The organism is Kitasatospora sp. NPDC097643 (genome assembly GCF_040302625.1).
GTDB lineage: Bacteria > Actinomycetota > Actinomycetes > Streptomycetales > Streptomycetaceae > Kitasatospora.
The window spans coordinates 58,653-82,955 of the sequence record NZ_JBEOSA010000022.1 but is presented as its reverse complement, the minus strand read 5'-3'; the positions used below and the strand labels follow the sequence as shown (position 1 = coordinate 82,955).

The following is a 24,303-nucleotide window of genomic DNA, read 5'->3' as shown; positions in this document are numbered from 1 at the left end:
GCGCCTCTCGACCACGTGCCGGGTGATCACGACAGGGCCTGCCATTCGCTGGGGCTCATGCCGTATTCTTCCCGGAAAATGCGGCTGAAGTGCGACGCACTGACAAAGCCCCAACGATTCGCCACCGCCGAGACGGCGATCCTGCGGTTCGGTGTGCGCCTCAGGTCGCGCCGGCAGGATTCCAGCCGGCGCTGCCGCAGCCACTGACCCACCGTGATGCCCTCCTGCTGGAATATCTTGTGGAGGTAACGGACCGATATGTGGTTGGCACGGGCGATCGAATACGGCGACAGGTCCGGATCCGTCAGGTGATCCTCGATGTAGTTCTGGATCTGCGTGATCAGTTCACCATGGGCAACCGTCGAAGGGTCTTCTCGCTCCGCCTGGAGAAGTTCCATGACGAGGACGACGAGCAGATCCACGGTGGTGCGGGTGAGCCGGTGGGCGGTCTCCGGACTGTGATCCTGCACCCCGGTGGTGAGCTCGGCCAGACAACTCGACACCAGTGCACCCAAGCCACCACCGCCTCCCGAGATCATTCCCGTGAGGCGATCGCAGTCCGTTTCCGACAGCTCCAGAAGGCGACGGGGCAGACGAAGGACAGTAACCCGGCCGTCATCGGCGAACCTCGGGGTGCGAGACCGGCCCGGATCAAAGAAAACGAGATCGCCCGCTTTCAAGGGGATCTCGTCACCATCGCTGGTGGTCATCATCGAATCGTCGGCCGTCAGTGCCAGATGGAAAAACCCCTCGTCCCTCAGAGGCATCGGGGAGACGGCCTGGATGTGCCAGGACATCGTCGTCATCGATCTTCTCCCGTCGAATCGCGACCCGGAAAGCAGCAGGACCCGCACACCCATCGCGCGGTCGAGGCCGACACCCGCCTCGACGGCTCGGTAGCGAGCAGCTGCGACGGCGGGCAACGCCTGCGGGCCGTCCCCAGCGTCAGGACACGCCGCCGGCCTCATGCACCTCACTGTGGCAGGGAGCCTCACGCACAGGCATGCGTCACATGACCGTCGACACGACTACGCACCCGGCACGACGCCGTCGCGGCCCTTCGCGAACTCACCGGCCCGCACCACCGCGAGAAGGTCCGGCCAGCGCGGCGAGCAGGTCCTGTTGGGTCACTTCCGGCGTGGTGTCGTCGTGCCACATCAGGGCGCACAGCGCGGCCTGCTGGACGAGGGCGGCCGGATCCGTGCCGGAGCGGTTGCCGCCGGCCTCCGCCAGCGCGCCCAGTCCGCTCCCCCGCTCCCCCGCTCACGTCCGCCGCGGGGCCGCGCTGCGGCTTGTCGCGCACGTTGCGCCTATGCTGCCACGGCTGATGACCGGCGCACCTTGGCGCCGGCGTGACGGGTGGCTGAAGGGAACGAGGCATGCGCCGAGGTGGACGAGGTCTGTGGTGGGGCGGGGCAGCGGTGCTGCTCGCAGTGGCGGTGACCGGAACCGTGGCGCTGTGGCCGCAGGATGACAAGCAGGCCCCACAGCCCGTGCGGGCTCGGGAGTACAAGCCCACGCAGGCCTGCCTGCTCACCCCGTCGAACGGGCTCGCTGATCCGCAGTCGGCCCAGGCATGGGCCGGACTTCAGGACGCGTCGACCCAGACCCACATTCAGGTCCGCTACCTCGCGGCGGCCGGCGAGGACACCGCGGGCAACGCCGCCCCGTACCTGGCGTCGTTGGCGGTGGGCGGCTGCCAGGCCGTGGTGGTGACCGGAGACGCCGAGGTCCAGGCCGCGGTGCAGGGGGCACACACGTTTCCGAAGGTCCAGTTCCTGCTCCTCCAGGGTGGCCAGGGCATCGCGCCTGCCGACGGCAATGCCAAGAGCCTGACCGTGGCGAACCCGTCCGATGCGCGCACGCAGGTGTCCGCCGAAGTGGCGCGTCTTGTGAAGAACTGACGGCCGTTCAATGTGGGCGGATTCCCGGCTCTCGGACAGCGGCTTCGGTCGTTCACGAAGGCCTTTCGACAGCATCGATCCGTGCTTGACCATAAGTCGACAATCATGATCAACTCCGCGTGATTTTTCTTCTGAGTCGGTCACTGACCGAGACTTGGGGTTTCCTCATGCGTGCGTGGAGACCGGTACGCCGGTTCACCGTGTTCCGGAAGCGGCACCGCTTCCGACCTCTGATCAGACTGTTGACGGTCACGCTGGTCGTGACTGTCGCCCTCACGGGAGGCATATCCACGGCCGGGGCCGCAGAACGCGGATTCCCGGCCTTGAGCCTTCCCACCTGGGCCGAGATGACCGGCTGGTTCTCGGACAAGCCGGGCTTCGGCCCGACGCCCAAGCAGGCCATGGGCACCGCCGCCGGGCACAGCCACAAGGCCACGGCCGAAGAGACCCGCGCCAAGGGCGGTGCGGGCCACGCTCCGGGCAAGGCGCCCGGCGAACTCGACGACTACGCCCCCCACGAACGCAAGCCCGCCCAGGGGGCGAGCGCCACCCACACCGGGTTCGACGCTCGCAGCAGCAAGCGCAACGCGGCCAAGTCCTCCAAGACCACGGACGCGTTCGACAACGCCGACGGTTCCGTCACCCGGAACATCTCCCAGAGCCCGATCAACTACCAGGACGCCCAGGGCAACTGGCAGAAGGTCGACACCCGTCTGCACAACGCCACGGGCGACGGCCGTTGGCACGAGACGGCCAACTCCCTCGCGGTGGACTTCGCGCCGAAGGCCGCCGACGCCTCCCTCGCGACCCTGCGGACCGACGGCGGCCACGCGCTGAGCTACGCGCTCGAAGGCGCGGCCCCGGTCACCGGTACGGCCAACGGGTCGGACGTCAGCTACCCGGGCGTCCTGCCCGACACCGACCTGGTGCTGACCACCACGCCGAACGGTCTGAAGGAATCGATCGTCCTGCACTCGGCGAAGGCGGGCAACACCTGGACCTTCCCGCTGAACCTGGACGGCCTGACGCCGCACCAGCAGCAGGACGGTTCGATCTCCCTCACCGACGCCGCGGGCAAGACGGTCGAGCAGATCCCGCCGGCCTACGCCTACGACTCCAAGGTCGACCCGCGCTCGGGCGACGCGGCGAGCACCAACGCCGTGCGCTACCAGCTGGTCAGGACCGCGAGCGGCGGCACCGCCCTCCAGGTGACCCTGGACGCGTCCTGGCTGCACAGCCAGGACCGCCAGTTCCCGATCACCGTCGACCCGACCGTGACCGACGGTTGGACGACCGCCTACGCCCAGAGCGGCAACACCAGCGACCACTCCTACGAGCAGTTCATCAAGATCGGCTCGTACGACAGCGGGACCAACAAGGCCAACAGCTTCATCAACCACTGGTACCAGAGCTGGGACGGCTCCGGCGTCACGGTCACCTCGGCCTCGCTGCACCTGTTCGACACCTGGGCCTCGACCTGTGCGTCCCCCCAGCGGTTCGACGTGGCGCTGGTGACCCAGGCCTGGACGCCGAGCCAGGTCTCCGCCTACCCCGGCCCCAGCTTCGGCTCGTCGATCGGCAACCTCTCGCCGACGCTGACCAACGCCTGCACCAACACCACGGCGAACCCGGCGGTCGGTGACTGGGTGTCGGTGCCGCTGTCCACCTCGGCCCTGCAGGGCTGGATGAACGGCACCACCCCGGACTTCGGTCTGGCCGTCTACGCCGCCACCAACGACAACCTGCACTGGAAGAAGTTCGGCTCCTTCATGGACCCGAACAAGGGCCCGTACATGCAGGTCACCTACACCGGCAACGCCGGCCCGCAGGTGTACTCGCAGTACCCCAGCAACAACGCCGTCGCCTACACCACCACCCCGGAGCTGACCGCCTGGTCGGCGGGGGCGAACTCGACCGGCGCCAGCAGCACGCTCAAGTACGACTTCAGCGTCTACGACAACACCAACACCAAGATCGCCGACTCCGGCCTGATCTCCGCCGGTGACTGGGTGGTGCCCGCGGGCAAGCTGTCCTGGGGCAAGACCTACTACTGGCAGGTGCAGTCCTACGACGCCTCGATCTGGTCGCCGTCCAACGGCCTGTACGCGCTGAACATCCAGGTGCCGCAGCCGCTGATCACCTCGGGGCTGTCGCAGAACAGCAGCGAGCACGGCTTCGACGCGTCGATCGGCAACTACACCACCTCCGACACCGACGCCGACGTCTCCACGGCCGGTCCGCCGCTGTCGGTGGTCCGTGACTACAACTCCCGGGACCCGCGCTACACCGGCGCGTTCGGCACCGGGTGGTCGAGCGTCTTCGACTCCCGCGCCACCGAGCAGTACAACGCCTCGGGCGCGGTGACCGGCGTGGTCGTCACCTACCCCAACGGCGCGCAGGTCGGCTTCGGGAAGAACGGCGACGGCAGCTTCAGCCCGCCGTCGGGGCGCTTCGCCACCTTCACGTCGGTCACCGGCGGGTACACGCTCACCGACAAGAACAGCAACGTCTACACCTTCACCCAGTCGCTGGGCTCGGGCGGCTACGGCGTCACGGCCATCACCGACGCCAACAACCGCGCCATCAACTACACCTGGTCGGGCGGCCGGATCACCGACATGACCTCCCAGGTCTCCGGGCGCGCCCTGCACCTGACCTGGGCCACCCCGTCGGGGGCGAACGCCGCTCACGTGGCCACGGTCTCCACCGACTCGCTCGGCACCCCGGGCCCGCTGACGTGGACCTACAACTACACCGGTGACCAGCTCACCTCGATGTGCCGGCCCACCGACGCGGTGCACTGCGCCAGCTACGGCTACACCTCCGGATCGCAGTACCAGAACGCGGTCATGGACCTCGGCCCGCAGAACTACTGGCCGATGTCGGAGGCCGCCGGTGCCACCACGGCCGCCGACGCGGTCCTGGCCAACCAGGCCAACGGCAACGGCACGTACACCAACGTGACCCTCGGCCAGGCCGGCGGTCCGCTGGCCGGTTCCACCGCGACGGTGGCCGGCTTCAACGGCACGTCCTCCTACATGACGCTGCCCCAGAACACCGGCAACGCGGCGAACTCCGGCGCGCTGTCGCTGTGGTTCAAGACCTCGACCGGTCCAGGCGTGCTGTACTCCTACGCCTCGACCCCGATCACCGCCGGAAGCGCGGCGGGCTACTACACGCCGTCGATCTACGTCGGCTCGGACGGCAAGCTGAACGCCGAGTTCTGGTACAGCGGCGGCGCCGCCCCGCTGACCAGCAGCACGGCGGTCACGGACGGCAAGTGGCACCACGTCGTCCTGTCGGCGGCCGGCAACTCGCAGTCGCTGTTCCTGGACAACACCCAGGTCGGCACCCTGTCGGGCACCGTGTCCATCCAGAGCGCGGTGGCGTTCGGCGCGAACCAGCCCTACGACTACATCGGCGCCGGCTTCCTCGGCGGCAGCTGGCCGGACCAGCCCAACACGGGCAAGGGCACGGTCAACTACTTCAACGGCCAGATCGCGGACGTGGGCTGGTACAACCGCCCGCTGGTGTCGGCCGACGTCAACGCGCTCTACCAGTACGGCACCCACACCGCCAGCCTGCTGAGCAGCATCACCCGCCCCTCCGGCAAGGCGTTCACCGGTGTCGCCTACGACCCCGCCACCACCGCGGTCACCCAGGTGACCGACGAGAACGGCGGCGTCTGGAAGATCGGCGCCCCGACGGTGACCGGTTCCTCCCAGACCTACCGCGGTTCCGTGCTGGGCAGCGCCCCGGCCGGGTACTGGCGTCTGGGCGACGCGGCCGGATCGGCTGCGGCCACGGACGAGGTCCGCGGCGGAACCGCCACCTACAACGGCGTCACCCTGGGGGCCGCCGGCCCGTTCTCGGACAACACCGCGGCGGCCTTCAACGGCACCTCGTCCTACATCCAGCTGCCCAACACGGAGCACCTGGACAACGGGCCCAACTCCGTCGAGATGTGGTTCAACATGCCGGCCGGCAACACCGCCGGTGGCACCCTGTTCGACTACGCGACCAACCCCCTCGGCGGATCGCAGAGTTCCTGGGTCCCGTCCCTGTACGTGGGCACCGACGGCAAGCTGCGCGGCGCGTTCTGGGGCCTGCCCCAGATCACCAGCAGCGCCTCGGTGAACGACGGCAAGTGGCACCACGTGCTGCTCAGCGGCAGCCCGACCACGCTGAACCTGTACCTGGACGGCCAGTCGGCCGGCAGCTCGACCGGCACCTTCCAGCCGAGCCCGTCGAACTACGTCTACGTCGGCGCGGGCTACTCGGCGCAGTGGTACAACGCGCCGAGCAACGTGAACGGCTACTTCCCCGGCTCGATCGCCGAGGTCGCGTTCTACAACTCCGCGCTGTCCGCCCAGGAGGACGCGAACCACTTCGCGGCGGGCAAGAACTCGACCGGTCTGCTGCCGGTGAAGTCCGTCCAGGTCACCGACCCGGTGAACGCGACGGAGACCACCCGGTACGACGTGGTCAACGGCAACCGCACCCTGTCCCACACCGACGGCGTGGGCAGCACGGTCAGCTACGGCTACGACACCAGCGGGTTCCAGAGCACGACCGTCGACCCGAACGGCGTCATGAGCCGCACCGGCCACGACCCGCGCGGCAACACGGTCTCCGTCACCAACTGCCAGAACCAGCAGGCCAACACGTGCTCGACGCAGTACTTCACGTACTTCCCGGACGACACGAGTGCCCAGCTGACCACGGCGGACGCCCGCAACGACGTCATGCTCACCTCGCGTGACGGCCGTTCGGCCTCGGCCACCGACAACACCTACCTGACCTCCTACAACCTCGACGCCGCCGGCAACCGCACGGGCGTCACCACCGCGGCGGTGCCGGGCTTCCCGAACGGGCGCACCACCACCACGGTGTACGCGGACGGGACCGCCACCTACCCGGCGGCGGACAGCGGCAACGTGCCCAAGGGGCTGGCGGTGTCCACGACCTCGCCCGGTGGCGCGGTCAACCAGGTCTCGTACTTCCACAACGGCGACGTGGCCTCCACCACCGACCCGACCGGCCTGGTCACCAGGTACACCTACGATCCGCTGGGCCGGGTCCTGACCAAGACCGTGGTCTCGGACACCTACCCGAACGGTCTGCAGACCTCGTACGTCTACGACGGCGACGGCCAGGTGACGCAGGAGACCAACCCCGCGCTCACCGACCGGGTCACCGGGGCCGTCCACACGGCGCAGGTCAGCACCGTCTTCGACGTCGACGGCAACGTCACCTCGCAGACGGTCGCCGACACCACCGGCGGCGACTCCCCGCGTACGCAGACCACCGTGTACGACGCGTACAACCACGTGCAGTCGCGCACCGACGCCAACGGCAACGTGTCCGGCGCCACCAACGGCGGCACGACGACGTACAGCTTCGACGCCATGGGCGAGATGGTGAAGGAGGTCGGCCCGACCGGCACCACGACCACCTTCCAGTACGACGCCAACGGCCACCTGCTGACGAAGACCCTCAACGGCTACACGGGCGACCCGGTCGCGCCGTCCGCCGCGACCAACCTGGTGGAGTCCTCGCGCGCCTACGACCCGGCCGGCCGGCTGGCGTCGATCACGGACTCGATGGGCAACACCACCGCGTACACCTACACCGACAACGGCCTGCCGGCCACCGTCACCAGAAAGGACTCGACCGGGCAGAGCTCCTTCCAGCTGGAGTCCAACACCTACGACGCCGCCGGCAACCTGACCCAGAAGACCACGGGCAACGGCGCCACCGTCACGCAGTACCAGGTCGACGCCGCCTCCCGGGTGGCGAGCACGACCGTGGACCCGACCGGCGTCAACCGCGTCACCCAGGTCTCCTACACGCCGGACGACCTGGTGGCCACCACGCGCCAGACCGACTCCTCCGGCGCGGACCGCACCATCAGCAAGACCTACGACCCGATGGGCCGTCCGCTGACGGAGACCCTGCACGGGGACGCCTCCGGCCACCCGGCCGGCTGGTGGCAGCTGAACCAGACCTCGGGCACGACGGTCACCGACCAGTCGGGCAACGGGAACACCGCGTCGGTCTCGGGCAACGTCGCCTGGTCGGGCGGGGCCGCCGGCTTCGACGGCTCCGGTGGAACGATCTCCACCAACGGCCCGGTGCTCAACACCACGTCGTCGTACAGCGTCTCGGCGTGGGTGAACCTGACCGACAACACGGCCTACCACTCCTTCGTCACCCAGGGCGGCACCAACGTCCCGTCCTTCTACCTCCAGTACTCCAAGGCGTTCGGCGGCTGGACGTTCATCGCGAACAGCTCGGACGCGACGAGCCCCTCCGCCTACTACTCGGCCCACACGTCCTCGGCCGCGCTGAACACGTGGACCCACCTCGTCGGCACCTTCGACGCGTCGACCGGCGCGATGAGCCTCTACGTCAACGGCGCCCTGGCGGCGACCGGGAACAACCCGAGCCCGTGGACCGGCACCGGTGGGCTGACCATCGGCGCCTCCAAGACGCCCAACAACGGCACGTACGACAAGGACACGGGCCAGGTCGCGAACGTCCAGGTCTACCAGCGGGCGGTCAGCGCCGCCGAGGCCCAGACGCTCTACACCAACGGCCAGAACGGCGGTTCCGTCGGCTCGTCCAACACGCAGACCACGAAGTGGACATACGACAAGCGCGGTCTGCCGGCCTCCGTCACCGACCCCAACTCCAACACCACGCAGTTCTCGTACGACGAGGCGGGCAACCTCGCGGTGACCACGGCCCCGGCCGTGGCGGTGGAGGCGGTCGGCGGCACCTCGGTGACGGCCCGCCCGGTGACCACCAGCGGGTTCAACACCTTCGGTGAGGCCGTGGAGGAGCTCGACCCGAACGGGAACGAGACCTTCCTCGGCTACGACGCCAACGGGCAGAAGGTCTCCCAGACGCTGCCCGTGTACACGGCCCCCGGCTCCAGCAGCCCGGTCAACGGCCAGAGCACCTGGACGTACGACGCCGACGGCAACGTGCTGTCCACGACCCGCCCCGGCGGAGAGAGCACGCAGTACACGTACACGCAGCTCGGTGACGTGGCCCAGATCACCTCGCCGGACAACACCACCGTCCACACGACCTACGACACCAACGGCGAGAAGCTGTCGGTGACGGACACCAACGGCGCGGTCAACCAGGCCACGTACGACTGGATGGGCCGGCCCGTCACCACGACGAAGCTCGAGCGCTACCCGACCAACCAGACGCTCACCGGCACCAGGTCCTACGCGGTCACGCCCGGGAACCCCTACGGCGCGTTCGTCTCCTCCGAGACCAGCGCGACCAACGTGACCACGACCTACGGCTACAACCGGGTCGGCGAGCAGACCCAGGTCACGGACGGGGCGAACAACACCACCACGGTCGCCTACGACTTCGTGGGTCGTCCCTACAAGACGACGGCGGCCGACGGCACGTACAGCCAGGTCGACTACACGGCCTCCAACCTGCCGGCGTCGCGCAAGCAGTTCGACGCCAACAACAACCTGCTCCTCCAGACCTCCTCGGTCTACGACGGCAACGGCAACGCGACCTCGCTCACCGATGCCAACGGCCACACCACGCAACTGACGTACGACGCCAGCAACATGGTGACGCAGGAGGTCCAGCCGGTCTCGGCGACCTCCTCGATCACCACGTCCTTCGGCTACAACGCGGCGGGCCAGCGCACCCGGTACACCGACGGCCGCAACAACTCCTGGTACTACACGTACACCTCCCGCGGCCAGATGGCCACGGCGCAGGAGCCGTCCACGGGGACGTACACCTCGGCCGACAACACCACGACGACCTACGTGTACGACGCCAATGGCCGCATGACCTCCAAGTCCCTGCCGGGCGGAGTGTCGGTGTCCTTCGGCTACGACAGGGTCGACAACCTGCTCACGGCCTCGGGCACGGGCGCCGAGGCGGCGACCGCGACCCGCTCGTTCACCTACGACAACGCGGGTCAGGTCCTGACCGCCGCCACAGCCAGTGCCGGCACCCTGGGCAGCCCGGACTACCAGGCGGCCACCAGTGAGACGTTCACCTACAACGACCGCGGGGCGCTGCTGACGGCCTCGGGCTCGGGCGGCTCGTCCTCCTTCGCCTACAACGGCGCGGGGCAGCTGACCTCCCGCACCGACGCGGCCGGCACCACCGGCTACGGCTACGACACGGCCGGACGTCTGCAGTCGACGAACGATCCCGCGACAGGTGCCCAGCTCACCTACGGCTACAACAAACTCAACCAGATCTCGTCGATCACCTACGGCTCGCTCGGCAACGTGCGGACCTACGGCTACGACGCCCTGCACCGCCTGACCTCGGACACCCTGGCCAAGGGGACGACGATCCTCGCCTCCATCGCCTACGGCTACGACAACAACAGCAACCTGACCAGCAAGAACACCACCGGAGTCACGGGAGCGGCCAACAACACCTACGGCTACGACTGGGCCAACCGCCTCACGTCGTGGAACAACGGCACCACCAACACCGCCTACGCGTACGACGCCTCGGGCAACCGCATCCAGGCCGGTTCCAACGTGTTCACCTACGACGCACGTGACCAGCTGACCTCGGACGGCGTGCACACGTACACGTACTCGGCACGCGGCACGATGACGCACGACATCACCTCCGCGGGCAGCACCACGCTGGCCTCGGACGCCTACGGGCAGCAGGTGGTGGCCGGTACGCAGGCGTACACCCACGACGCGGCCGGACGGAACATCACCGACACCACCAGCGGCGCCACGACGCGCACGTTCTCGTACTCCGGTGCGGGCAACACCATCGCCTCCGACGGCGACTACACCTACACCTACGACCCGGGCAACTCGCTCGTCGGACTGAACACCGCCGGGGCCACGTCGACCGCGACCGGCCAGCTGGCCGTACTCGACCAGCACAACGACGTGGTGGGCACCTTCGCGCCGACCGGCACCGCCCTGGCGACCTCCGCCACCTACGACCCGCTGGGCGCCGTCACGGCCAACAGCGGCCTGCCCGGACACCTGGGCTTCCAGTCCGGCTGGACAGAGAGCTCCACCAACCTGGTGGGCACGGCCTCACGCTGGTACAACCCGCGGACGGGCGTGTTCCTCAACAAGGACACCGTCTCGATCAACCCGGTGCCGAACTCGGCGGCGGCGAACCCGTTCGCCTACGTCGGCGACAACCCGCTCTCCGCGGGTGACCCCTCCGGTCACTGCCCCTGGTACCTGCCGGACTCCGCCTGCAAGATCGCCAACAAGGTCGTCGACACGGTCGAGAGCGGCGCCCACTGGGTGGCCGACAAGGTCGAGACCGGCGCCGCCTGGGTGGCCGACAAGGTCGAGGCCGGCGCCACCTGGGTCGCCAACAAGGTCGAGGCCGCGGCAACGTACGTGGAGCAGGCCGTGGTCAGCACGGCCCGGTCGGCCTACAACCACGTCAAGGACGCCTACCACCGCGCGTACCACTACGCGCAACGCGTCCACCACTGGGCCGTACGGACCGTCAGACGCGTCTACCATGCGACGGTCCGGGTCGTGCAACACGCCTGGCACGCCGCCAAACAGGCCGCCAAGCGCGTCGTCCACGCCGCCCACAAGGCCGTGGGCGTGGCCTACAAGGCCGCGCGCACCGCGTACAAGGCGACGGTCCACGCGGCGAAGACCGCGGCGACCTTCGTCAAGCACCACGCCGCCGCGATCACCTCGTTCGTGGTCTCGACCGCCGTGTTCGCGGGCTGCGAGGCCCTGACCGGCGGTGTCGGCTCCATCGGCTGCGCGGCGGCCGCAGGAGCCGCGGGAAGCCTGGTCACCCAGGGCTTCAAGTGCGCGCAGAAGGGCGGCTCCGCCTGCAGTGCGGGCGCCTTCGGCAAGTCGGCGCTCGAGGGCGCCGCTGAAGGTGCCGTCGGCGGGGCTCTCGGCAAGCTCGGCGGCGCGATCATCGGCAAGGTCGCTCCCAAGGCGATGGAGGCCGTGGGCGGTCTGTTCGGCAAGGGCGCCACCGAGGCCGCGGACGTCGCGGCCGAGGACGCCACCCAGGCGGCGGCCCGGCAGACCGGGGCCAAGGGAGCCAGGTCCGCATCGGAGCCGTCTCCCGGCTGCCCGACGCCGCACAGCTTCACCGGTGCCACGCCGGTGCTGATGGGCGACGGCAGCGCCAAGCGGATCGACCAGATCAAGGTCGGCGACCAGGTCACCAACGCGGTCCCCGGTCAGAACGGAACGCAGACCAACACCGTCACGAAGGTCATCGTCACCACCACCGACCACGACTTCGTCGACGTCACGGTCGCCCCGACCCGCGCCAAGGCCAACCAGGAGCACACCAGCCAGACCCGCACCACCGAGGCAGCCCCGGCCAAGCAGGCCGAGATCCCACTGGCCAAGAGGATCTGGCACCGCGCCGGCCTCGCTCTGGCCGCGTCCGTCGCCGCCGGCCTGATCAGCCTCAGCCACCAGCCGGCCGAGACGACCGCCCCGGTCGCCTACGCCGCCTCAACCACCAGCACCACCACCGGCGAGAGCGCCACCACCGACACCACCGACCCGGCCGTCAGCGCCGACGGTGGAACCATCCACACCACCTTCCACCACCCCTTCTACGACCAGACCCAGGCCGCCTTCGTCGACGCCAAGGACCTCCGGGCCGGCGACGTCCTCCAGACGCCCACCGGCACCGCCCAGGTCACCGACGTCCAGCTCTTCCACGCCGACACCACCACCTACGACCTCACCATCGGCGACCTCCACACCTACTTCGTGGAGGCCGGCAGCACGCCGGTCCTGGTCCACAACTGCGTCCAGGACGTCCTGAACACGCTGCCCTCCAGGGGCAAGAACTCTCCCACCACCGGGCAGCGGTTCGAGATCGGCGAGGACGGAACAACCACTCTGCACGGCCCGCAGCACGTATCCGGAAGGAAGGACTACTCGGGCGCCATCAGCGACTTCCTCAAGGAATCGCCGCATATCGAGAACCCGTCGACCAACCCGAGGTTCACTTTCGCGGTGGCCGACCACGTCGAAACCCAGATGGCCTGGCTGCAACGGGCAGGGGAGCTGCCGAAGCATGTGGACGTGGCTGTAAACTACCCGGGTGGGCCTTGCGCAGGCGCTGGAATCACCTGTAGAGACGCTGTCGAGGCGATATTGCCGGAAGGCCACACGATGACCGTATGGCATGCTGATCCGGAAACGGGCATGCTGCAATTGCCTGCTGTTTTGCTGAGGGGTAGAGGTTGAGCAACACGGAAGCGCCGCGCGAGATGGTACTGAGCGTCGCGATCGGTGACGACATCAGCTATCCCCAAAGCCACGGTGAGATCGATGCCGCCATCGAGCAGCTCGTGTCGGCCCCCTACTGGCGACAGCCGGTGAGGTTCGCCTATTCGTTCGGCCCGGCCGAATCGTTCTCCGACGTCTGTTCGTTCGTCCTGGCCTCGGTCGACACCGACACCGGGTACGGCGGATTGATCTGGAGTGTGACCGGTCGGTACCCCACCCATGAGTGGCCGTTCGACAACATGTGGGTGTCCGACAACAAGATGCCGCCCGAGGTCGACCCTCAGGTACTGAGCGACCCTCACACGCCGGCATTCTTCGACCGTTGCAGCGCACTGCCGATCGCACAACTGAAGGATGCGCTGCGGGAGTTCTGCCGGTCCGGCAACGGAACGCGTCCCACGTCGATCGACTGGGTCGTCGCGCTGTCGGACAACGGGATGCGATTGGACCGCGAGCCCGAAGAACAACCGTGAGCCGACGAAGGAACGCAGTCATGAGAACTCTGATTGACCTGCACCCTTCGGAAACTCGAAAATTGGCCGCATGAGCCAATAGAAAGGGGCCTCGCCGATTTCCTCGGCGAGGCCCCTTTTGACATCGGTCAAGAATCTTGAATTCCGGAGGAAAAGTTCCCACACGCAGGGTGGACGAGGGGAAGGCCGGGTTCGTATCTGACTCCACCGTGAAGTGGATCGCCCGCCCCTCTCTGGACGGCCCGCAGTGGCTGCGACTCAAGGTGACGGAGTTGTCAGGGCCCTTCTGGCGGCGGGATGGCGACCTTGGAGGGCCTGGCCGCCGTGGAGCATGACTCCCACGTGGAGGGCGTCCTGAACTGCATAGAATACGGACTGATCAACGGAGGCAGTAACTGTGCGGGGCGCTGAGGCAATTTTCAAGGAGGAGCACCGCGAAAAGCCCCTCGTGCTCGATTCGGAGGACGCCGTCGATCAGCTGATCGAAGCGCTCATCGCCGGACACCCCAGCCACAACATGGCCCGGTTGTTCTCCCTGGATCGAACGCCTGTCCCCTCGGAGTTCCCGGAGCACGAGTTCCTGGTCGGGATCAACCCCGATGAACAGGTCGGCATCGTCGCCTTCGCGGACGAAAACGACTGGTTCATTCCGAGCGGTACCGCCGAAAAGGAATACGTGACCTACACGCGGGTCACGTACCCGAGGGAATTCTGGAAGTCACCGGAGATTCCCATCGACCTGGTTCGTCAGGTCGTGAAGGAGTTCGTGCTCTCCGGCGGCCTCCGACCGACGTGCATCGAGTGGCAGGAAGAGCCGCAGTAGCACGGAAATGCGCCTAGCCATCGGCGCACGCTAGTGTCGGAATTCTTCCGACCGAGCCAGAGCCCCCGCCGAAGCAGTCTTTCGGCGGGGGCTCCGGCTTTCCCAGGGTGGCAGCATGGTCTCGTGATCACTCGTGGTGAGGAAGGCTGAGCCGTGGTTCAAGGAGACGGGGTCGTCAGGGCCCTTCTGGCGGCGATGGCGACCCTGGAGGACCTCGTCGCCGTGGGACACGACTCCCATGTGGCACTGAGCGCCCTGGAGGAGATCGCCCATGAGCTGAGCGGCATGGATTCGAGGGAGCGCCGGCAGTTCATCGCGGGGCTGGAGCGCGTTGCCCTGGAGGAGCCGGATCGAGCCGCCTGGATCAGGGGCCTTCCTGATGCTCTGGGCCTTGACCACTGAGGCCATCTGGGTCGAGGAGATCACTTCGAACTTCTTCGAACAGCGGTGGGCCGAGGTGAGGGAGAATCCCTCTCGGCCGTGCCTCCCACTCCCCCACCGGAGCTCGATTCGCCTCACCCCGGGACGGTTCCGCTCCGCGCTCACCCCAAGGCGCAGGCGTCCACCCTGACCCGCAGAGTCTCAAGGCGGGGTCGGACAAGCTCGGACAGCTGCTGACCTGATCCACAAACGACCGTGACAAGATGTGACACGCTATCTGGCCGCAACAGCAGAAGCCCTGGCTCAGCGAAGTGAACCAGGGCTTCCGACCTGCGACTGTGGAGTTGAACTCCAGGCGGGACGACAGGATTTGAACCTGCGACCCCTTGACCCCCAGCGGCCGAAAGGGCGTGACGGTCCGTCCACTCAGTCCAGAACCTGGCTGACTGAACGCCCTCTTCGTTTCGCCGAGTCCGTTGACAGTCCTACGCCCGAGTCCCCTTGTCCTCCATCGAGGAAAGCCAGGGCGAGGTGGCCACCCGGTCCACCGCGGCCCGGTTCGGCTCTGACGGGTCCAGGCCCACCACGACCCATCGGATCACCGCCGACACTTCCGCACCGCGTCGTCCGGCGCCGCGCCCGACTCGGCCTGAGTGCGCAGATGCGCCAGCTATCCGCCAGTCGGCACAAAAGCACAGGTCAGACGGCTTGTGCCGGGGAGTCGCCGGGTGCCGCCGGCGTAGCCGATGTCAAGCCGGACCGCCCCGGCCGTGTCCCTGCTTGCCAACAGACCGACTGCCCAGGCGTGCCTGGCTGGCGGATGTTTCCCTCTTTCCCGCCATGCAAACCTCGATCGTCGGCACGACCGGCACGACTCCCTGATCGACGCGCGAGGACCTCATGAGAACGCTCACCCACAACAGGCCCACGCGGGTGAACGGTTCCCCGGCAGTCCGGGCCCGGATGCCCGAGGCCGCATTCCGCCGACTGAGCGCCATGCACCGCCCCGCGGTCCTCTCCTACCTCGCCAAGCGCACCTTCGGGGATCCGCAGCTGGCCGAGGACCTCACGCAGGAGACCTTCCTCCGAGCGTTGCACCATCCCGAGGTGCTGTCGTCCGACCACCAGAGCGCGCTGCCGTGGCTCTACCGGGTGGCCGGGAACCTGCTCATCGACCACCTGCGCTCGCGCCGGTGCCGGCCCGTCGAGGTCGGCTTCGACGCCCCCGACACGCTCTTCGACGAGAGCGCGGCCACGAACGAGATCGACCTGCTCCTGACGACCTGGTCGGTTCGCTCGGCGTTGGCGTCCCTGAGCGATCAGCACCGCGCCGTGGTCACGCAGGTCTTCTTCGAGGACCGCTCCATCAACGCCACCGCCGAGATCCTCGGCGTACCTCCCGGCACGGTCAAGTCCCGCTGCCATTACGCGCTCCGCTCGCTTCGGACGACCCTGCGAGAGCACCGGTCGGTCGCATAGCCGACCCGACGCGATGCGTGCGACCGTCCGGCGGACATCGGGGACGCGCACCACCACGACGAGAACCACGCCTGCCCACACCCGCTTTCGGCTGCCCCCACGGAGGCCCCGCATGACCACGACCGACCACCCGCACGCCCCGAACCACGACCCGGTGCGCCACCCTCCCCGCCCGACGGAGGGCGGGCGTGAGCGCCTTCATCCCGAGCGGGGCGGACCATCAGGCCTCCTGGGCCGTCTCGGTCTCTGGGCTGCCGACCGCCTGCGGCTGGTCGCCGTACTCTGGCTCGTCGTGGTCGCCGGGCTCGGCGCCTTCGCCCCGCAGGTGACCTCCGCACTGGCCGGCGCGGGCTGGCAGGCCAACGGCTCGGAGTCGGTCCGCGTCCGCGAGCTCGCTCAGCAGCACTTCGACGGCAATGCCTCCTCGGCCCTTCAGATCGTCATCGCCGCTGACCGGCCGGTGACCGACCCCGCCGTTCAGCAGGTCGTCGATCGGGCGACAGCGCTTCTGAAGACCGACCCGCGCATCGGCGAGGTGGTGTCGCCCCAACCCGGCGCCACGATCAGCCCCGACGGGCGTACCGCGGTCGTGTTGGCCGGTGCGAAGGCAGACACCAACGCCATGGTCCGTGCGGCTGACGACCTCAAGGGTCCGCTCAGGGCGCTGTCCGGAGGTGGTGTCCAGGTGAGCGCCACGGGTGCCTCCGTCCTGTGGAGCGACTTCAACGCCGCCAACCACGACGCGATGATGCAGTCGGAGATGTTGTCGTGGCCGGTGACCCTCGCGATCCTGGTGCTGGCTTTCGGCTCGCTGGTCGCCGCCGGGCTCCCGCTGCTGCTGACCATGGCGGGACTGGCGGCCTCCGCGGGTGCGCTGGTGCTGCTCAACCATCTGACACCGACGTCCATCTGGGCGATGAACTTCGCGATGATGTTCGCCCTCGCCCTGGGCATCGACTACGCCCTGTTCATCGTCGTGCGGTTCCGTGGGGCGCTCGCCCGACACGGCGCCGCCCGGCACGCCGTCGGCGAGACCATGGACACCGCCGGCAAGGCCGTCGCACTGTCCGGCGCCACCGTCCTGGTCAGCCTTTCCGCGGTTCTGCTCGTCCCGTCACCCGCGTTCCGGTCCATGGCGCTGGGCATCATGATCGCGGTCGCGTTCGTCCTGGCCGCGACCCTGACGCTGTTGCCGGCGGTCCTCGGAAGCCTCGGCCTCCGGGTCAACGCCGCGCCCCTGCCGTTCACCCGTCCCGCGGACCCCGCAGGCTCGCCCCGCTTCTCCCGCTGGGCCGAACGTCTGTGGGCACACCCCCTGCGGTACGGCGTCCCCGCCCTGATCGCCCTGCTGGCACTCGCCCTGCCGGTGATCGGGCTGCGGACCGCCATGCCGTCCGTCACCGTCATCCCTGCGGACTCCTCCGCGCGGACGGGCTACGTCGCGGTTCAGAAGGCGTTCGGCCCCGGTGCTCCCGGCGCCCTCCAGATCGTGACGCCGATCTCCCAGGCCGAGACCGCCGCCGCGGTCCTCAGGAGCAACCCGGGAATCGCGGCCGTGATGCCGGCGACGAACGCGGCCGACCGTACCGACCTCGCGCTCATCCAGGCCGTCCCGGCCGCCAACCCCGCGGACCCCACCCTGAGGACGACCGTCGCCGACCTGCGCGGGCACCTGCCCCAGCAGACGCTGGTCGGCGGCGCCGCGGTCGAGAACCTCGACCTGCAGGACGTCCTGAACGCCAAGACCCCCCTGGTCGTCGGAGTCATCCTGACGCTCGGATTCGTCCTGCTCCTGCTCGCCCTGCAAGCGCCACTGATCGCGCTGATCGGCACCGTCACCAACCTGCTCGCCACCGCGGCCGCCTTCGGCGCCGCCCGTCTCGTCTTCCAGGACGGGCACGGGGCAGGACTGATCGGCTTCACCCCGCAGGGCTTCCTCGACGGGTGGGCACCGGTCTTCTTCTTCGCCATGATCTTCGCGATCGCGATGGACTACACCGTCTTCCTCCTCGCCTCGGCCAAGGAACACTACGAGCGCAGCGGCGACCCCCGCACGGCCATGGTCGCCTCGCTGACCCACTCGGGCCGGGTCGTCTTCGCGGCCGCCGCCGTCATGGTCGCCGTGTTCTTCACCTTCGCCCTCTCCGGCCCGCTGCCCCCGAAGGAAATGGGCATCGTCCTGGGCCTGGCCGTCCTGCTCGACGCCGCCCTCGTCCGGCTGGTCCTGCTGCCCGTCCTGCTCCGGCTGACCGGCCGTGCCGCATGGTGGACCCCAGCCTGGCTCGGCAGGATCCTGCCGACCCTCCGGTTCTCCCACGACTGACGCGGATCAGGTCCACAGCCGATACCCGGCGGGACCGGCAGCGGGACAGGAAGACGATCCCGCCGGCCTTGCACGGTGCGCGCCGATCCGTCCCCCGAAAGGGACGGATCGGCGCGCACCGTGCTGCTCACCGGGGCTGTCGCGACGTCGCCGCCACGGCAGGCCCCACCCGCCAGCACCGCTTCGTTCTCGCGGGCGAATGCCGCGAGCAGCGGGCGCCCCGCCGTGTCATACGCCGTGGCGGATTCAGCGAGCAACGAACCGTCCGCGTCGGCCCGCCCCCGGCAGAGCGCGGCGGTGCCGAGCTCGCTCGGGGACGGCTGGAAGTCGGCCATCTCCGAGGCGGCGGCCGTCTAGACCGGACCCGGCGCCATCTAGGGGGCTCCGGCGCGCGCAGGCCCGGCTGCGGGCCGCCTCCGGCTGGCAGGGCCTGACACCGACGGAGCTGCGCGTCGCCCAGGGGATCGCCGACTGCGGCTCCAATCCGGAGATCGCCGCCGAGGTGATGCTCCCCACCCGGACGGTCCAGACGCATGTCTCCCACATCCTCGCCAAGCTCTCCCTCCGGTCGCGGGTCGAGATCGCCCCCGGGGCCGCCCCGCAGAGCCGTGTCGGCCAGGAGGCCTCACGAGCGCGGGGAACCACGCCGTGCGCGGCGCCCGTGACCAGCGTCACGTTGAACCTTCAGCCGAACACCGTCGTAAGGCTTTGCGTGGAAAAGAGCACCGTCATCACGGCCTTCAGGAACCCGTTCGGGCTAATCGGCCGGTCCCGCCGAAACAAGCCGGGCCTGCGTCAGGACGTCTCGGGCGGGAGCAAGACGACCCGACGCGCGGCTGCCGACCGGTCGGACGCAGCGGCACCGTCGCGCGCTGCCACGGCGCGGCTGGCCCGGATCCGCCGCGGCCTCATCGGTGACGGCGACGTGCTGCCGGGCCCCTACGGGCCGCGGCGCATCACCTACGCCGACTACACGGCCTCCGGGCGTTCGCTGGACTTCATCGAGGACTGGCTCCGCGCGACGGTCCTCCCCCAGTACGCCAACACCCATACGGAGAGCTCCGCCACCGGGCTGCAGACATCCAGCCTGCGCGAGGAAGCTCGCCAGCTCATCCACCGCGCGGTCGGCGGCACCGACGATCACGTCGTGCTCTTCTGCGGTTCGGGGACCACAGCCGCCGTGAACAAGCTCGTCGGCCTTCTGGAGCTGCAGAGCCCGGTCGGGCTGGCCGAACAGCACGGTCCGGCGCACGCCATCGCAGCGCATCAGCGGCCGGTCGTCTTCGTCGGTCCCTACGAACATCACTCGAACGAACTGCCCTGGCGGGAATCGATCGCCGATGTCGTGGTCATCAAGATGGATGCGAACGGTCAGATCGACGAGGACGATCTGCGCACCCAACTCGGCCGCTACGCGGACCGGCCACTACGCATCGGCAGCTTCTCGGCAGCCTCCAATGTGACCGGCATCCTCACCGACACCGACCGCATCGCCTCCCTGTTGCACGCTCACGGAGCCCTGTCCTTCTGGGACTTCGCCACGGCGGGGCCGTACGTGCCGATCCGTGTCACCGAGTCGGCACCGGGCCGCATCGATCACAAGGACGCCGTCTTCCTGTCGCCCCACAAGTTCGTCGGAGGCCCGCAGTCTCCGGGAGTGCTCATCGTTCGGCGGAGCCTCGTCCGCAACCGGGTACCCACCATGCCGGGCGGCGGCACCGTGGCCTTCGTGGACCCTCAACATCAGTACTACCTCGACGACGTGGTCGCCCGGGAAGAAGGCGGCACGCCGGCCATCGTCGAGTCGATCCGCGCCGGCCTCGCCTTCGGGGTCAAGGAGATGGTCGGTACCGAGCTGATCCACGCCAGGGAGGAGCGATCCTGGAACGCGGTCCTGGCCCGCTGGCAGAGCAACCCGAACATCGTCATCCTCGGCGCCACCCACGTGCCACGCCTGCCGGTCGTCTCGTTCCTGATCCGACACGGCGACCGCTATCTCCACCACAACTTCGTGGTCGCACTGCTCAACGACCTGTTCGGCATCCAGGCCCGCGGCGGCTGCTCCTGCGCCGGCCCGTACGGGCACCGTCTGCTGAGGATCGACGACGACCATTCGGCGGCACTGCGCGACGAGATCGTCACACACGGCCACGAAGGCATCAAGCCCGGCTGGACGCGGGTCAGCTTTCCGTACTTCATCTCCGACACGGTCCGGGACTTCATCATCGACGCGGTCGATTTCATAGCCACGGACGGTCATCGCCTGCTTCCCGACTACCGCTTCACTCCGAGCGCCGGCCTCTGGCGCCACCAGGGCGGCCCGGTGGAAGCCCCGTTGAGCCTCGCCGACTTCCGCTTCTACACCCTCGACGGCCCCGACTGGCACCGCGCCGACAGACCGGTCCGCCACGGCGAGAAGTCCCTGGCGGGCTACCTCGCCCACGCACGTCGCCTCGTCGCCGAACGTCCGAGCGCTGTTGCCGAAGGCCACCTCGACCTGCCTGAAGGCTTCGAGGCCCTCCGTCACTTCGCCATTGCCGAGGCATGCTTGCAGCCACACCCCGATAGCACGGATTCGTGAGCCGATATCCGGCTCATCCGCACCATCCAGCTGACTCGGCACCAGGGACGACTCACCCGCGCTCGGAGGCTCCGAGTCATCCGCCCCCTTCGGTGAGCCCTCGCCTCGCGGCCTCGCCGGCGATCTCCACCCTTGATCTGAACGAGAGCTTGGCCAGGATGTGCGAGACATGGCTCTGGACGGTGCGGGCGGAAAGCAGCAGTTCGGCGGCAATCTCCGGATTGGATCGGCCGACCGCGACCAGGTGGGCGACCCGCAGCTCGGTCGATGTCAGGCTGGCCCAGCCGGAGGTTGCCCTCACCCGGGGGCCACGGGCCCCTTGCCGAATCCCACGGGCGCGCAGCCTTGCTCGGGCACGCCGGACGTCCCAGAGCGCACCAAGAGCCGTGTACGCGGCCACGGCATCCTCCAGCCGGCGCTTGGCTTCGATCGGCGATCCTTGGGAGGCCAGCAGCTCCGCCGCATCCTCCAGCGCGTTGGCCTGCCGCAGCGGGCGGGAGCTCGACGCGTAGTAGTCCGCGGCGGCGACGAGTGCGGCAGAGTCACCTGCCAGAAGGCCGGCGCAGTGCAGGGCCGTGTGGTGCCGGTAAGCGGTGCTCGGCTCGGTCGGGCCTGGCGGCCGGACCGCCGCGGCAGCTTCGGCCGTAGCGCGATCACCGGTTGCCAGGGCCAGCCGCACAATGATCGGAAGCCAGTCGCAGGGGTCCTCCAGGACGGCCGCGATCTTCGGGTCGAGGACGGGACGCAGCGCCGCGAGCGCCTGTCCCGCGAGCCCGGATCGTTCGGCGGCGACGGAGCGTGCCATCAGCAACCACTGTGCGGCCGCATGGCCGGCCGGGGCTTCCGGACGGTGATCGCGCATCAGGTGCAACTGCGCCTCGCAGGTTGCTCTGTCGTCGCGATGGGCAGCCACCAGCGCGGTCAGACCGCGCGACAGGACAGCCGCATGTTCGTGCACGTTCTCATTCAGGCGATCGAGCTCGAAGAGTGCGTCATCCCACTGCCCCGTCCTGAAGCGGTGGGCGGCGATGGCTGCGGTCGCCCCCGGGTCCGGGGCCGCCAGCCGGTCGCCGACCCGACGGATCTCCGCGATTTCCTGTTCGGCTTCAACGAGCCGGTCCAGGGCGCCCGTGATCACGACCCGTTGGGTCCGGATCAACCGCTCGATCCGTGGATGGGTACCGTCTACGCAAAGCGCCAGTCCCCGTGTGCTGAGCTCCAGTGCAGCAGCAAGGTTGCCGTCGTGGACCCGAGCCATCACCACCTGCATCCAGCGTGCGTAGGCCAGGGCGAAGCTCTCCCCGGAGCGTTCGCCGCTGATCACAGCCTGAGCGGCTGCTTCGATCGCCTCGACGGGCCGGTCCGACCAGAACAGATGGAAAGCGCTCTCGGCGAGCAGTCGAGCCGAGCAGCGCTCGCTCATGCCATCGATCCTGGTAGCGGCGGTGACGACTTCGGCCGCGTCATGCAACCCGCCACTGCTCAGGGCCTGCGAGTGGAGTGCACGAGCGAGCAGCCACGACGCTTCGGCTGCGTCGTCAGGCTCGATGGAGCCCTCGGTCAGAACCCCTCGCGCGAGCGCCTCAGCCTCTTCGGACCTGGCCGATGCGATGAGCGCCTCGACCGTGCGCAGTTGCAGGGCCGTGAGGTCCACCGCCGGCGATCTCACGGCGACGGCACGCGCCAGCAACCCCACTGCGACCGTGGGCGAACGATCGACCAGCTCCCGGGCGTGGTCTGCTGTCCAACCGACCGCCCACGCATCGCTGCCCGCATCGTCGGCTTGGAGCAGTTGCGACGCCACCTGCTCAAGTGGCGCGCCGGTCCGGGCCAGCGCCTCGGCCACCTGCCTGTGCAGAACCCCGCGTAGCGCGGCTGGGATGCCGTCTGCGAATGCCTGCCAGATCAGATGGTGCCGAAAGCTCAGGCGCTCGCTCGTCGGAACGAGCACTGCCGCAGCCAGGGCTTCGTCCACGATGGGCAGAAGAGCGATCAGCGGCCGGCCTGACACGATCGAAAGGTCCGCGAGCTGGAACTCGGGCCCCAGCACGGCCGCGACTCCGAGTATCTCGCGAAGCTCTGCGGAGAGGTGCTGGATGCGATCGGTGATCGTCGCTCCCAGTGACAGGTCATGGCGCCCCGGGCCGACCTCAAGCCCGTGCGGGCCCGTTGCCAGAGCGCCGTTCTCACGGAGCAGCGCCAGCAACTCGGTGAGGTGAAGGGGATTGCCACCAGCCCGGCTCAGCTCCCGCAGCAGGGACGGGGCAGCAGGACCGGTCAGCTGGTTGTCGGCGAGCGCCATCACCGCTTGGTCGGACAGCGGACCAAGACGGATGGTCAGGCCGCTGCCGCGCTCCAGTCCGCGAAGGACGGCGCTCACCTCACCCTCGCCCGCACCGGAGCGCACAGCCGCTGCCATGACCAGCGGCAACTGCTTCGCTTGGCGCGCCAGTCGTGTCCAGAGCGCCGCTGACATCTCGTCCGCCCACTGGAGGTCGTCCAGGACCAGGAGCACCGGACCGTCGGCGCATTGGCGCTCCACTGCCTGGAACAGCCGTTCTGCCACGGCCGGTACCGGATCCGCCATCGCGCCGGCGCTGTGCTGGCGCAGCGCTGCGACGGCCGCTCGGTACTCCTGGCGCAACCGGCCGACGGATGAGTTGCCGGTCCGGAGCAGTTCCAGGAACGGCCACAGCGGGAACTGCTGCTCAATTTCACTTGCCGAGCCCCGGAGCACCGTGAAACCCGCCCGCTCGGCTTGATCAGCGCATGCTGTCAGAAGCGCGGACTTCCCGATCCCGGCCTCCCCGCACACCACCACTGCTCGGCCGGAACCAGTCAGGGCTGTTGACAGCACCGCACCGAGCTGAGCTGACTCGGCCGCCCGGCCGACCAGAGTTGCTGCCGACCTGCTGATTCCCATCCCGAGAAGGTACCTCACCGGCTGTAGCGGGGGTGCATGGTGTCGGCGACGGACGGGAGGAGTACCATGACGCGTTCTGACCCGATTTGTCGTCCCGGTGACTGGACGCCGACCGGGTGCCGTATTCGGGCCGCTGC

10 protein-coding genes and 1 pseudogene are annotated in these 24,303 nt (G+C 68.8%); 9 read left to right on the top strand and 2 right to left on the bottom strand.

What is annotated here, in order from left to right; translation table 11 throughout:
• Positions 1 to 26 precede the first annotated feature (26 nt).
• Complete coding sequence (locus ABTY15_RS16675) at positions 27 to 806, bottom strand: helix-turn-helix transcriptional regulator (RefSeq protein WP_350588678.1); 780 nt, start codon at positions 804 to 806, stop codon at positions 27 to 29.
• A gap of 615 nt (positions 807 to 1,421) precedes the next feature.
• On the opposite strand from ABTY15_RS16675, the gene ABTY15_RS16670 reads away from it, so the two are divergent.
• The 9 genes and pseudogenes from ABTY15_RS16670 (at position 1,422) to ABTY15_RS16630 (ending at position 21,243) form a co-directional block, all read left to right on the top strand.
• Positions 1,422 to 1,904: a type 1 periplasmic-binding domain-containing protein gene (locus tag ABTY15_RS16670; protein WP_350588676.1), complete on the top strand. Its 483-nt coding sequence runs from the start codon at positions 1,422 to 1,424 to the stop codon at positions 1,902 to 1,904.
• 323 nt (positions 1,905 to 2,227) lie between these two features.
• Complete coding sequence (locus ABTY15_RS16665; protein WP_350588674.1) at positions 2,228 to 13,141, top strand: LamG-like jellyroll fold domain-containing protein; 10,914 nt, start codon at positions 2,228 to 2,230, stop codon at positions 13,139 to 13,141.
• Positions 13,138 to 13,656 (top strand): Imm1 family immunity protein, encoded by a 519-nt coding sequence (locus ABTY15_RS16660; protein ID WP_350588673.1) that lies wholly within the window; start codon positions 13,138 to 13,140, stop codon positions 13,654 to 13,656. Before ABTY15_RS16665 ends, ABTY15_RS16660 begins: the two co-directional genes overlap by 4 nt.
• 397 nt (positions 13,657 to 14,053) lie before the next feature.
• Positions 14,054 to 14,479, top strand: a complete 426-nt coding sequence (locus ABTY15_RS16655; protein ID WP_350588670.1) for an Imm1 family immunity protein — start codon at positions 14,054 to 14,056, stop codon at positions 14,477 to 14,479.
• A 195-nt stretch (positions 14,480 to 14,674) separates the two neighbouring features.
• Positions 14,675 to 14,881, top strand: a complete 207-nt coding sequence (locus ABTY15_RS16650; RefSeq protein ID WP_350588668.1) for a hypothetical protein — start codon at positions 14,675 to 14,677, stop codon at positions 14,879 to 14,881.
• A gap of 879 nt (positions 14,882 to 15,760) precedes the next feature.
• On the top strand, positions 15,761 to 16,339 hold the full coding sequence (locus ABTY15_RS16645; protein ID WP_350588666.1) for a sigma-70 family RNA polymerase sigma factor: 579 nt from the start codon (positions 15,761 to 15,763) through the stop codon (positions 16,337 to 16,339).
• A gap of 112 nt (positions 16,340 to 16,451) precedes the next feature.
• Positions 16,452 to 18,662 (top strand): MMPL family transporter, encoded by a 2,211-nt coding sequence (locus tag ABTY15_RS16640; protein ID WP_350588665.1) that lies wholly within the window; start codon positions 16,452 to 16,454, stop codon positions 18,660 to 18,662.
• A 403-nt stretch (positions 18,663 to 19,065) separates the two neighbouring features.
• Positions 19,066 to 19,236, top strand: a pseudogene (locus ABTY15_RS16635) (helix-turn-helix domain-containing protein); the annotation flags it as partial.
• A gap of 87 nt (positions 19,237 to 19,323) precedes the next feature.
• A complete protein-coding gene (locus tag ABTY15_RS16630) occupies positions 19,324 to 21,243 on the top strand; it encodes an aminotransferase class V-fold PLP-dependent enzyme (protein ID WP_350588740.1) in 1,920 nt (639 codons plus the stop codon).
• Positions 21,244 to 21,319: 76 nt separating this feature from the next.
• Here ABTY15_RS16630 and ABTY15_RS16625 read toward each other — a convergent pair whose 3' ends face one another.
• The gene (locus ABTY15_RS16625) at positions 21,320 to 24,166 is read right to left on the bottom strand and encodes a helix-turn-helix transcriptional regulator (protein ID WP_350588664.1); all 2,847 of its coding nucleotides are present in this window, start codon (positions 24,164 to 24,166) and stop codon (positions 21,320 to 21,322) included.
• Positions 24,167 to 24,303 lie beyond the last annotated feature (137 nt).